The 12,949-nt window shown below is 37.7% G+C and carries 12 protein-coding genes and 1 pseudogene; all 13 read right to left on the bottom strand.

Going from position 1 to position 12,949, the window contains the following annotated elements; all coding sequences use genetic code 11:
* Positions 1 to 13: 13 nt before the first annotated feature.
* The 13 genes and pseudogenes from pyrR to H624_RS12075 all read right to left on the bottom strand — a co-directional run bounded on the left by pyrR (position 14) and on the right by H624_RS12075 (position 12,938).
* Positions 14 to 535: a bifunctional pyr operon transcriptional regulator/uracil phosphoribosyltransferase PyrR gene (gene pyrR, locus H624_RS0110425; protein ID WP_026867544.1), complete on the bottom strand. Its 522-nt coding sequence runs from the start codon at positions 533 to 535 to the stop codon at positions 14 to 16.
* Between the two features lie 217 nt (positions 536 to 752).
* Complete coding sequence (locus H624_RS0110420; protein WP_026867543.1) at positions 753 to 1,658, bottom strand: RluA family pseudouridine synthase; 906 nt, start codon at positions 1,656 to 1,658, stop codon at positions 753 to 755.
* The gene (gene lspA / locus H624_RS0110415; RefSeq protein WP_026867542.1) at positions 1,655 to 2,134 is read right to left on the bottom strand and encodes a signal peptidase II; all 480 of its coding nucleotides are present in this window, start codon (positions 2,132 to 2,134) and stop codon (positions 1,655 to 1,657) included. Before lspA ends, H624_RS0110420 begins: the two co-directional genes overlap by 4 nt.
* Positions 2,135 to 2,137: 3 nt before the next feature.
* Positions 2,138 to 4,876 carry an isoleucine--tRNA ligase gene (gene ileS, locus H624_RS0110410; RefSeq protein WP_026867541.1) on the bottom strand — a complete coding sequence of 913 codons (2,739 nt, stop codon included), beginning with the start codon at positions 4,874 to 4,876 and terminating at the stop codon, positions 2,138 to 2,140.
* Between the two features lie 247 nt (positions 4,877 to 5,123).
* Positions 5,124 to 5,606 carry a DivIVA domain-containing protein gene (locus H624_RS12080; protein WP_035857259.1) on the bottom strand — a complete coding sequence of 161 codons (483 nt, stop codon included), beginning with the start codon at positions 5,604 to 5,606 and terminating at the stop codon, positions 5,124 to 5,126.
* Between the two features lie 9 nt (positions 5,607 to 5,615).
* Complete coding sequence (locus H624_RS0110400; protein ID WP_245570594.1) at positions 5,616 to 6,389, bottom strand: YlmH family RNA-binding protein; 774 nt, start codon at positions 6,387 to 6,389, stop codon at positions 5,616 to 5,618.
* Between the two features lie 93 nt (positions 6,390 to 6,482).
* Positions 6,483 to 6,788 (bottom strand): YggT family protein, encoded by a 306-nt coding sequence (locus tag H624_RS0110395; protein WP_026867539.1) that lies wholly within the window; start codon positions 6,786 to 6,788, stop codon positions 6,483 to 6,485.
* A gap of 11 nt (positions 6,789 to 6,799) precedes the next feature.
* Positions 6,800 to 7,378 (bottom strand): cell division protein SepF, encoded by a 579-nt coding sequence (locus H624_RS0110390; RefSeq protein ID WP_026867538.1) that lies wholly within the window; start codon positions 7,376 to 7,378, stop codon positions 6,800 to 6,802.
* A gap of 8 nt (positions 7,379 to 7,386) precedes the next feature.
* Positions 7,387 to 8,016 (bottom strand): YggS family pyridoxal phosphate-dependent enzyme, encoded by a 630-nt coding sequence (locus H624_RS0110385; RefSeq protein WP_035857257.1) that lies wholly within the window; start codon positions 8,014 to 8,016, stop codon positions 7,387 to 7,389.
* Positions 8,009 to 8,794 carry a purine nucleoside phosphorylase YfiH/LACC1 family protein gene (locus H624_RS0110380; RefSeq protein ID WP_156889185.1) on the bottom strand — a complete coding sequence of 262 codons (786 nt, stop codon included), beginning with the start codon at positions 8,792 to 8,794 and terminating at the stop codon, positions 8,009 to 8,011. The genes H624_RS0110385 and H624_RS0110380 overlap by 8 nt, the downstream gene beginning before the upstream one ends.
* A gap of 298 nt (positions 8,795 to 9,092) precedes the next feature.
* Positions 9,093 to 10,047: pseudogene (gene ftsZ, locus H624_RS0110375) on the bottom strand (cell division protein FtsZ); the annotation flags it as partial.
* A 24-nt stretch (positions 10,048 to 10,071) separates the two neighbouring features.
* A complete protein-coding gene (gene ftsA / locus H624_RS0110370) occupies positions 10,072 to 11,580 on the bottom strand; it encodes a cell division protein FtsA (RefSeq protein ID WP_026867534.1) in 1,509 nt (502 codons plus the stop codon).
* Between the two features lie 101 nt (positions 11,581 to 11,681).
* On the bottom strand, positions 11,682 to 12,938 hold the full coding sequence (locus tag H624_RS12075; RefSeq protein ID WP_051220570.1) for a cell division protein FtsQ/DivIB: 1,257 nt from the start codon (positions 12,936 to 12,938) through the stop codon (positions 11,682 to 11,684).
* Positions 12,939 to 12,949 lie beyond the last annotated feature (11 nt).

The following is a 12,949-nucleotide window of genomic DNA, read 5'->3' as shown; positions in this document are numbered from 1 at the left end:
ACATCTCCTTTTACTATTGGATTGTGACGCTCGTTTCCCCGTCAACTTCGTGAACCTTTACAATGACCTTCTCACTTTTAGATGTCGGTATATTTTTACCGATATAGTCAGGACGAATAGGTAGTTCTCTATGTCCTCTATCAACTAATATGGACAGTGAAATGGTCTTTGGTCGAGCTAAATTTAAAATCGCATCGATAGCTGCTCTAATGGTACGTCCTGTTTCTAATACATCATCGACAATCACTACATTTTTATCTGTGTAATCTGCTTCAGTGATCACTGCATCACTTGACTTTGCATCTTCTGGTCGATCATCTCGATAACCGCTAATGTCGATTGTTCCTGATGGGATTTTTACGCCTTCTATAGACTCTATTTTTTCCGTGATGCGTTTCGCTAAGTGCTCGCCTCGTGTTTTTACACCAAGGATGACGATGTTCTCAGGCCCTTTATGTTTTTCTAAAATTTCATGTGACATGCGTGTAACTGCCCGATTAATTTGTGCTTCATCCATTATTATCTTGACTGACATTTAATTCCCTCCATTTTTACAAAAAAAAATACTCATGTCCGAAGACATGAGTATATAGATATGCTCTATTATCACATGGAAAAGACACACCTATCCTAGGTAGTTTTCCATGTGCGCGTCACGTCTTCTTAGCCTCACAGGACTAAAATTTAAAGACCTCGTATTCATTTGATTGAAACTATCATAACAATCGACTTATATTAAGTCAACAAAACTTTTAACTTTCTGTTCGTTTTAATTCATCCAGTTCATTTGTGAAGTACTCAGGTAATGGCTGTTTAAACTCTAAATACTCACCTGTTTTAGGATGATTAAAACCGATCACACCTGCATGAAGTAACTGACCATCAGTGTCTATTGTTTTTCTCGGTCCGTACTTAGGATCTCCAGCTAAAGGATAACCAATATACTTCATGTGTACCCTAATCTGGTGTGTACGACCTGTTTCTAGGATACATTCAACAAGGGTAAAATCTTTAAAGCGGTCAATAACATTGAAGTGCGTAACAGCATCCTTACCGTCATCGACAACGGCCATATCCTGTCGTTCCTTAGGATTGCGCCCAATTGGCGCTTCAACTGTACCTAAATTATGCGGTATCACACCGTGAACAAGGGCTGTATACTTTCTCGTCACTGTCTTATCCATAAGTTGTTCAACCAAGGCTCTATGTGCCACATCATTTTTAGCAACCATCAATAAGCCGGACGTATCCTTATCTATACGATGGACAATACCAGGACGGAGTTCTCCGTTAATACCAGAAAGATTATCCAATTGATACATCAGTCCATTGACGAGTGTTCCAGTTGCATGACCAGCAGCAGGGTGAACAACCATACCGCGAGGTTTATCCACAACGGCTACATCTTCATCTTCATAGATTATATTCAAATTTAAATTCTCAGGCGTGATATCAGACACTATCGTTTCTCTCTCTAGAAACTCAATTTCATCGCCTGTTTTCACCTTATAATTTGATTTTACAGTTTGACCATTGACTTTAATATGGCCAGATTTAATTCTATTTTGAATGTCTGTTCGTGACGTATCGGGTTCGGTTTTAGAGAGCAACGTATCTAGACGATCGCCTTGATTGGAACTTTCAATAATTAATGTCATTTCGTTTCCTTACCTTTCCCCGTTATAAATACTTCGATTAATAGAATAATGACGCCGACTGTTAAGGCACTATCTGCTACATTAAATATTGGAAAATCATAATTGATAATCAACACATCGACAAAGTCGACCACCTCTTGAAACAGTAATCGGTCTATAAAGTTACCGATAGCACCTGCTAACAACATAGCAATACCGATTTGCATCATCAGATTGTTGTTTGCCTCTGTTTTATAAAGATAAATTAAGAATCCAATCACAATAACTGTGATGATGTAAAAGAATATCATACGACCTTCAAACATGCCCCAGGCAGCGCCACTATTTCTATGTGAAGTAATCTGTAGCGTTTCTCCAAAAACCGGTATAGATTCTCCGAGCGACATCTGTGTCGCGACTAAGAATTTAGTGACCTGGTCAAAGATGAGAATGCCAATGGCTAAGATTAACATAGGACCAATTCTATATTTTTTCATAACTTAAAGTGCATCCACAACTTCACGGCAACGTGGGCAAATATCATCCTCACCGCTCACTATTGAATCTGCCGTTGAATAGTTCCAGCAACGGTTACAACGTTCACCTTCTGCATGCTCAACTTTGACCTTAACGTTGTCATAAGCTGTACCGTCAGTGAGTTCATCAACTACTTCAACCTGAGACACGATGAAGAACTGTGCTAAGCTACCACGTATATCGTCTAAGTCTAAGTTTTCTGGTTGACTGATAGTCACTTTAGCATCTAATGATTTACCGATGACTTTTTCGTTTCTTGCAACTTCTAAAGCTTTATACACGTCATCTCTAACTGCCATGAATTTCTGCCATTTTTCAACGAGTGCTTGATCTATGTCTTCACGCTCTGGATAGTGTTCTAAGTGCACACTTTCTTTTTCTGTAAACGGTGTGTGCTCGTAGATTTCCTCAGTTGTATGAACAAGAACCGGTGTTAGTAATAAGTTCAATTCTTTAAGAATCTTATACAATACTGTCTGTAAACTACGTCTGATTGGTGCATCCGCTTTTTCAATGTAAAGAATGTCTTTACCATAATCTAAGTAGAAGTTAGAAAGATCTACATTGATAAAGTTCTGTACGGTTTGATACATCGTTACATAGTCATACTTATCATATGAATCTAGCATGAATGTTTTTAATTTATTAAAGCGATTGTACATATACTTATCCACTTCAAATAAATCATCGTAAGCCACTGCATCAACATTTGGATTAAAGTCATTGACGTTACCTAGTAAAAATCTAAATGTGTTACGGATTTTGCGGTAAACTTCAGATACTTGTTTAAGAATATCGTCAGACACTCTAACATCTTCTTGGAAGTCAGATGACATAACCCATAAACGGATAATATCTGCACCCATTTGCTGCATTACTTTAGTCGGTAGGATAACATTGCCTAGTGATTTAGACATTTTCTTACCTTGGCCGTCCATAACGAAACCGTGAGAAAGTAGTTCTTTGTATGGTGAGTGCCCTTTTGTTGCCACACTCGTTATCAGTGATGAGTTAAACCAACCACGATATTGGTCTGAACCTTCAAAGTAAAGATCAGCAGGATAAGTCAGATAATCTCTATAGTCTAAGACACCGCGGTGTGTTGACCCAGAATCAAACCATACATCCATAATATCTGTTTCTTTAGTGAATTCACCATTTGGTGAGCCTTCATGGCTAAAGCCTTCAGGTAGAAGATCTTTTGCATCCCATTCAAACCAGATGTTTGAACCGTGTTTTTCAAAGAGTGTAGCAATGTGCTCAATGACATCTGCATCGATGATTTCCTGACCATCTTCTGCATAGAAGAACGGTAGTGGCACACCCCAGACACGCTGACGAGAAATGACCCAGTCTCCTCTGTTCTTAATCATGTTGTACATGCGCTTACGGTTCCATTCTACTTGGAATTTAGTATCCATTAAGGCATCTAAGATGTCTTGACGTACACCATCGATTGATGCAAACCACTGTGGTGTGGCACGGAATATAACCGGTTTTTTCGTACGCCAGTCATGTGGATATGAGTGTGTATAGAATGACAGTTTTAAGAGTGCGCCAGCAGCTTCTAGATCTTCAGTGATCACCTTATTAGCTTCATCATAGAAGAGTCCTTCATATTTACCAGCCTCACTCGTAAATACACCTTTGTCATCTACTGGACTCAAGACGTCTAAACCATACTGTTGGCCAACTTTAAAGTCATCATCTCCGTGACCAGGTGCAGTATGAACTACCCCAGTACCTGCTTCAGTAGTTACATGATCACCTAAAACCACTAAGCTGTCACGGTCGATTAATGGGTGACGCGCAACAAGACGGTCAAGTGACTCACCTTTAAATTCTTTTGTACGGGTTACTTGTTCCTTATCGAATTCTACTTCTTCACAGAAGAAATCTAATAGGTCTTCAGCGACGATGTATTCTTCACCTTGATAGTTAAACTGAACATAGTTTAAATTCTTATGAACAGCCAGTGCTAAGTTTGATGGAATTGTCCATGGTGTTGTTGTCCATATGACAAATTTCACACCGTTATCGACAATACCTTTACCATCAGTGACTTCAAATGCAACATAGATAGATGGTGATTTTTTATCCTTGTATTCTAATTCAGCTTCTGCAAGAGATGACTCACTTGTAGGAGACCAGTAGATTGGTTTTTTCCCTTTATAAATAAGACCTTTTTCTACCATATCTTTTAAGACACGGACTTGAGATGCTTCAAATTCAGGTTTGTAAGTTAAATAAGGGTTGTCCCACTCACCATCAACACCCATACGTTTAAATCCTTCACGTTGGATATCAATTTGAGAGTTTGCAAACTCAATACATTTATTTCTAAATTCTTCAATCGACATCGATTTTCTGTCGACACCTTTGTTTGTTAAGGCTTGTTCTATTGGCAGACCGTGTGTATCCCAACCAGGTACGTAAGGTGAATAATAACCTTGCATTTGTTTATTACGGATGATGAAGTCTTTGATGATCTTGTTCAAGGCATGCCCCATATGAAGATTACCGTTCGCATACGGTGGACCATCATGTAATACAAATGGTGTGTTACCTTCATTCAATTTAAGCTTTTTGTTATAGAGGTCAATATCACGCCAATGATCTTGCATTTTTGGTTCTTTATTGACTAAACCGCCACGCATTTTAAAAGCTGTTTTTGGCATTAACAGGGTATCTTTATAATCCATGTAAATTCTCCTTTTATAAATTAAAAGGACTCTAAGCAAAACAAGGGACGAATAACCGCGGTACCACCCTTTTTGACTGCTTAGAGTCCTCTTTATATATATTCATTATAAATCATTAGTGATAGACTGCGTTCATGTTTGTCGAGGCTCTCACCTTCCCTCGCTCGCTGAACATCTTATGAACACTTTCCGTGTCTAATAATACATACTAATTATGCTAAATTTCTCTTCATTCGTCAATGTAAATTTACTGTTTGTCAAGGTTCTCATCATTAAGTTTCAACATTTGCTCCCAATCGTCTGTTTCGATCAAATCTAGTTGTGCTTGAATCAGCATTTTATATCGCGCTCTGAATACTTTTGCTTCTCTTCTTAAGTTATCAGTATAAGACCTTGCTTCAGTTGCTTCACGTTCTGCTCTTTCTTTAATCTGAGCCGCTTCATTATGTGCTTTTTCTACGATACTATCCCCAAGATTTTGTGCTCTTAGTTTAATATCATCACCTGCTTTTGTTGCGCTCAGAATCGCTTCATTTATTGAAGATTCAACGCTCTTAAAGCTGTTTAAATTTTCCTGTCTATCATTTAACATCTCTTCGAGTTGTCTGATACGTTCATCTTTACTATCTATGAACTTTTGTACTTCTGATAAATGTTGTCTGACAGCTTGTTCATCAAGTCCACGGTAGACCGTGGTGAATTTTTTATTAACAATTTCATCTTTGTTCATTTTTACACCTCAATTATCAGTGACAATCTTAACATCAACTTTATACTTTCCTTTTTTAGTTTCAGCGAGTTGCTCAGAGACTATAAAACGTCCGAAACCTCTAACTGATATGATGTCACCAGATTCTATTATAAAGGATGGTTCATCGACAATCGAATGATTCACTTTCACCTTTTCCTTTTGTACTCTTTCTTTAGACTTTGCTCTTCCCTCTTTTAAAACATGTGAAACGATAGTATCAAGCCGATATGAACTAGACATTATAGATACATGTTTAACAGTCAATCTGTTATCTTGAAACAACTGATGCGGTATAACTTTTAAGGATATTGGTGCATTTTTTATTTTTGTTAACTCGTTAATAAATAAGTCCTTATATGGTGATGATACCGCAAATTGTATTTTTTCACCAACTATGATGTCGCCAATAATCCCTCTATCCAATCCTAAATTCATCACTGCACCCAATATATTTCTATGACTTAAAGTTACAAATTTTTCTGGATAGGAGACTTCAAACACCATAATTTCAAAGTCGTCTAAAGTGATTTCTATAAACTCTGGTGATAACAAGGCGCGCATTCTTTCGCGTTCCTCATTATTACCCCCTCCGTAATATTCTACTTTTATATCAGGAAATGAACCACTTAAGCTCTCGACCATCTTTCTTTCTCTCGGATTTAAAAAATCCGTGACAACAGCATAATAATTACGGTCAGCTGTCTCAAATTTACTATTTAAAAGTGAGAGCATTTCATGCTCGTCCTTTCTAAAATGTTGCATTATGCCTTTCAATCAGATCACACCTTAAATATAATGACCCGCGCTTAGATTTATAAACAAGCGCGGGTACAAGTCCTACATTCTATTACACTCTTAAGCAAGCCAAGAAAAGATGACTTGGAATATTTCATTCATGCCTCGTCCGAATAAATTCAAAATGATAATTAAAATTATTGGAGATAGGTCAATCATGCCAGCAAGTGGTGGAATAAGTTTTCTAAATGGTTCTAAGAGTGGCTCATAGACCTTACCTAGAAATTCTCCAAATGCAGACTCTCGTAAAGCTGGAAACCATGAGGATAATATATAAATAATAAGTCCCCAGGTGAATATCGGCCAAACAAAATTAAAAAACTGGACGATATAAATAAGTATTTGTATTAGTAATGAATTATCCAAATATATTCTCCTTACATTTCATCGAAAAGTGCTTCTTTGTCGGAGATTTCTCCCTCAACACCAAAGCTGTCTGGTGTACATAAAAAGATATCAGTGCCGACTCTTTGAATATCACCTTCCAAAGCATATACCGTACCACTTAGAAAGTCCACAATTCGCTTCTTAGCCACACTATCAATCTTCGTTAAATTCACAAGTGCTGCTCGGTTACTTTTTAATTCGTCTGCAATATCTTGTGTTTCTGCAAACACTCTTGGTTCAAATAAGCAGACTTTTGTACTTTGATTATTTGCTGACATTGCACGATTCTCCCCGCGGTTCGATTGTGACCTATCTTCAAATTTTCCTTGATGACTTTGCTTTCTTTTCGATTGAATCATTTTTTCTTTCTTATCGCTGTCTTTGACATCAATCAACTTAGATTTGGTTTCAGGTTTTCTCTTCTCTGCCGCCGCTTTGTGACGACTATTGTTCTGTTTATCAGTCTTAAGATTAGTAACTTTCGATACTGAAGATTGTTCTTTTTGAACTGGTACCTCTTCTTCAACATCGACGACAAATAAGTCCTTTATAAACTTTGTAATAGCCATATAATCACCTAGTTCCCCATTATTTTACTCCCAATGCGTATAAAAGTCGCACCAAAACTTACAGCGCTAGGATAGTCGTTACTCATACCCATACTCAACTCAGTGACAGTTGGATATTTAACTTGAACTTGATCTCTTAAGTCTCTTAAACCTTTAAATGTATCATCAATTACAGCTTGGTCTTCTGTTGCTGGCGCCATCGTCATCAATCCGATGACATTGACATACTCATAGGCTTGTAGGGTCTCTAAAAAATCCTCAAGAGCTTCAGGTGCGATCCCGTGCTTAGAAGATTCATTGGACACATTTACCTGTATAAAACAGTTTACAACATGATGTGCTGCCTGTTCAATTTTTTTTGCAACACTTTCTCTCTCAAGTGAATGGAGATAGTTTAAATTTTCAATCACATCTTTAACTTTTCTGGATTGCATCGTACCTATGAAATGAACTTCAGCGTCTTCAGGTAAGGCTTTTCTTTTCTCTATAAAGCCCTCTACCCTATTTTCACCAAAATGACGCACCCCACTATTATAAGCTTCAAGTGTTTCCTCTACACTATGATATTTCGTCACGGCAATGATATTCACACCATCGCCAACTTCATTTCTAATCTGTTCGTAATTTTCCTTAATCATCTTTACGCTTCCTTCCAATAAAAGCAAGTGCACGACCAGTTTTCCCTTTTTCTAACCGATAGGAGAAAAAGTCCGCTTCTTCTGTGCCAAAATCAGTCACGTGAATATGGTTTGAATCAATTCCTGCATGCTGAGCTTGTTCACTATTCACATTTTTTAAATCTAATAAATAACCTGTAGATGTCTGGCTATATGACTCGGTTGATAAGGGGCTAAGTGCATCGATAACTTTGTCGTCCACTTCGTAATTGTCCTTGTTAATACCTGGACCAATTACAACTCTAAGGTTCTCTATATTACCTTTATAAGCTTCGATTAGCTTTTTAGTAATATGGGCTTGTGTCCCACGCCAACCCGCGTGAGCTAAACCAATAAAGTCATCCAATTCACTCCATACATAGACTGGAATACAGTCCGCATAGTTCATCGTTAACAGAACATCTCTATCATAAGTATAGACACCGTCTACATCATAAAATGACTCACTGAGTGATCTAATATTGGTTCCTCGGTCAACTAACTTAACTTCTCTAATGTTACCGCCGTGACGTTGAATAGGTAAGACCCAATTTTCTACAGGGAAATCAATTTTTTCACCTAATATATCCTGATGGCGGTGGACATTATTCTCTTCATCATCGATGTAAAGTGCCATATTAAAACTTTTTTCAGGATATTCACTGAAACCATCCACACGTTTTGTATAACCCAGTGTGAGTTCGTCAGTTACATAGCCAACAAAATTATCGAAATGTCTAAAAGAAAAATTATCAATCACAGTAAACCCCACCTATAAAGAAAGGAGACATTGGGCTGCCAATATCTCCTTTAAAATCTATCAAAATTCGCTTATCTTCTGCGTCTTTCTCTTCTAGAACTATTACCTTTTAAGAAAGTTGGAACATCTGGCTCATCTTTGCCTCTATCATCAAATCGATCGTTAGATTGTGAAAGTGTATCTTCTTCTACGATGTCTCTTTGATTGTATGAAGTACCCTGACTGAAGTTTGAACCTCCACCACGTGTTTGAGTATTGTTTTCAGATACTTCAGGACGTTCACTTGAACGCTGAATTGATTTTTCATTAAATCCTGTTGCAATTACAGTAATGACCACTTCATCTTCAAGTTCTGGGTTAATCACTGTACCAAAAATCATATTTACATCTTCGTCAGCAGCATCTTGAACGATGTCTGCAGCTTCTTGTGCTTCAAAGAGTGATAGTGATTCTCCACCAGTGATATTCATTAGGACACCTTGTGCACCAACGATTGAAGTTTCAAGTAATGGACTTGAAATTGCTTTTTTAGCAGCTTCTACCGCACGGTTTTCTCCTGATGAAATACCGATACCCATCAATGCAGAACCTTGGTTTTGCATGATTGTCTTAACGTCAGCAAAGTCTAAGTTGACTTCCCCGCTTACAGCGATAAGGTCTGAAATACCTTGTACACCTTGACGAAGAACGTTATCTGCTTCTTTAAATGCTTCCATCATTGGAGTAGATTTATCAACGATATCTAATAGACGGTCATTTGGGATGACAATTAACGTATCGACTGCAGCTTTCATTTGTTCAACACCAGCAGCAGCTTGCGTTTGTCTCTTGCGTCCTTCGAATGAGAATGGGCGAGTTACAACACCCACTGTTAAGGCACCCATTTCTTTAGCGATTTTTGCAACTACTGGTGCAGCACCAGTACCTGTTCCACCGCCCATACCTGCCGTTACGAAGACCATATCCGCACCTTGGATTGCGTCTTCAATTTGTTCACGTGATTCTTCAGCAGCTTTCTTACCTATATCAGGGTTTGCACCGGCACCAAGTCCGCGTGTTAATTTATCCCCGATTTGGATTTTTGATTCAGCTTTAGATAAATTCAATGCTTGTCCGTCAGTATTGATTGCAATGAATTCAACATTGGACATGCCATCATCGATCATACGGTTAACAGCGTTATTACCGCCGCCGCCAACACCGATAACTTTTAACGTTGCCATGTGGTTGAAACCTTGTTCAAATTCTAACATTAATCTTTCCTCCCAAATGTACTTCTACTCAAATAAGTTTTTCAGTATTTTTTTCATTTTACCGCCAATATTGCCTTCTTCTTTGGCTTCTTTTGACTCTGAAGATCGCCTTGATTCCTCTTGGTCATCTTCGTAATCTTCATAATCATCATCAGCGATGTAATCATCTTCCCTATCGTAAGAATTTTCTTCTTCAGGGTAGTCATAGTCATCTTCGTCTCTTTGACGCTCTACTTCAACTGCTGCTTCTTCATCACGATTGACTTGCAGTTCATTCTCTTCTTTACGCTTATTGAAAAGGCTAGTAAAGAAGTTCGTTGACTGCTCCTCCTGTACTTCATTTTCTTCATTATCCGATGATGCTTCAGGATAGTCATCATAATTATCAATTGTAACATAATCCAGCAACTCATCAAACATAATTCCGCTCGATAAAGTGGATATCGCACTAGAAAATTCGGGTTTTCTAGCACCCATTTGATTTGGTATATGAATTCTTACTTTTTCAGCAACCAAATCTTGAGCAAGCTCTTTAACCCCTCTGATGTTTGCCGTACCACCAGTGATTACAAATCCACCTTGAACTTTGTTAATGCCATTAGCTGCTATGTTCTCAAAGACGCTCATAAAGGTATCTTCAATCACTAGCTCAATTACATCAGCTAAGTCTTTAGATGTCACTTGAAGTGGTTGATCTGAGTCAGACTGACTGAGTGTAACTTTCTCATCATCACTCGCGTGATCAAAGAATGCGTGACCATATTGTTCTTTTGCTTGGTCCGCTTCATCATATGAAGTGTTAAACTCATCGACAATATCTAAGGTAATATCTCTACCGCCGAGCGCTACACTATTTGCATATTTAAGTGCGCCTCGTTCATAGTAAGCAAATTGTGTGAGATCCATTCCAATATCAATAACAACCGCGCCGAGCTCAATTTCTGCATCAGTTAATATGTGTTGATAGTTTAGAGCGTCTGAATAAACATCTAAAATCGTCAGTCCAGCTGCTTCTACACATTTCACAAGATTGATTAATAATGAACGATTTGCTGTAACCACCCCTGCTTTTACAGCTAGGCTTTCCTCTACAACCATATCTTTTGGATCGCTTACTTCATGTAAACTATCTACGATAAATGAAACAGGGTAAACACTGACAACCTCTTCATTACTCTCAAAACCACTTTGACGTACATTTTCAAGTAACTCTTCAATATGTTCACCGGTTATTTCAGTCGCCTGTCCACCAAATCGAATGACATCTTCAGTAAATCTGATACGTGTATCAGCAACTGGAACTTTTACAAATACTTCATCGATATCTATACCAGAAGCAATTTTAGCTTTTTTAATTGTATCAATAATTGCATTTTTAGCCTGATCAAAATCATTGATCATCCCTTTAGAAACTCCATCAGTGAAGGTTTGGCCGGTACCGATTACATTCACACCATTGTGAAATTTTTCTCCGACAACTACTTTGACACTGGATGAGCCGATATCAAGGGCAACATAATAATGTTCCTTCACCTTATTGCCTCCTACACAGCCATTTTCATAATACTAATACTAGTTTACATTATACTCTGATTAATGTGAACTATTTCAAAAAATTTGTTTACTTTTATCCATTATTCTGCTGATTCTTCACCTTCAGAAGATTCTGTTTCAGCTTCTTCAGCAGTTTCTGATTCTTCTTCTTGGTCCATTCCAGAAAGTGTATCACGTACGCCATTAAGTGATTCATTGATGTCTTCAATGTAAGTTGCACTTGTCGGTTCATTATAAATATTTTCTTTTATTTCTCTAGCATCCGCACTATCGTAAGGTAAGAAGCTAGTACCGACCTCCATATCAATAATGCCTTCAGCATCTTCACCAATTTCTTGACGAATTCCAATATAGTAGTTCATCTTTTCACTAAAGGTCTCATAATCAGCAACAATTTCCTGGCCGTCATTCATAAAGACATGAATCCGTCTTCTTGAATTATCTGTCGGTCTAAAGTAAATTTCTGAAATATTTTCTAGAATATCGCCTTCTATATTATTCAATGCCTCTACTAAAGCATCAAATTCTTCACCTTCAAAGTTGTAAATGATGGGCGCATTTCTTGGTGCACTTGGATATCCTCTTTGAATTCTACTGTTTTCAAGTACTGGGAAATAAAGATCTTCACTATTTATATAGGCTACTGCTTTATATTCTTCGATATCAATGGTAACGCCGTTCGGCCAATCGCGACTCGCATTGACTTCTTTAATAACAGGCAATAGTTCGATGTTCTCACTTGCCTTACCTAATGAGATACTGAACATCTTATCACCTTCTTGAAAACCAATTCTTTCCTCAAGCTCACTTTCAGAAACAATACTATTACCAGTGAAGGTAATTTCTTTTACATCACTTGCACTTGAAAAGACATACCATAACAAAGTCCCTAAGAGAATTACCAAGACCACAATACCAATGATATAAGCATGCACTCTTTTAAACTGAAACTTCTCTCTCGGAGGTTTATCTTTCTTGTCAGACTTAATCTTGTTCGTCTTCTCTTTTTTCTTAGTTTTTTTCTCTTGATCTTTAGCATTACTTTTTTCTTTTGTATCCGGTGATTTTGCATTCTCATCATTGTCAAAATCTTTATAGTGTTCGACTTTCAAGTCATCAGACGGTGTTGATTTTATGTCTTTCTCTGACTGATTCGCTTTAGCCTCTTTTTTTAACCCACTATCTTTTGGGACTTTAACTTCAACATCTTTGTTTTCTTCACCAGACTTATCCTTATTTCTTAATGACCTCGGGGTATAGCCGGTGTACTCGGTGTTTTGACGTTTTTTCTTCAGTTTTTCTTTTATATCATCAACATTGTTGTCTTTCTCTGACATCGGCTATCCCC

Origin of the sequence: Jeotgalicoccus marinus DSM 19772 (assembly GCF_000425825.1) — a bacterium.
Taxonomy (GTDB): domain Bacteria; phylum Bacillota; class Bacilli; order Staphylococcales; family Salinicoccaceae; genus Jeotgalicoccus; species Jeotgalicoccus marinus.
The sequence above is the reverse complement of the archived record's forward strand: the minus strand, read 5'-3'. Positions and strand labels throughout refer to the sequence as shown.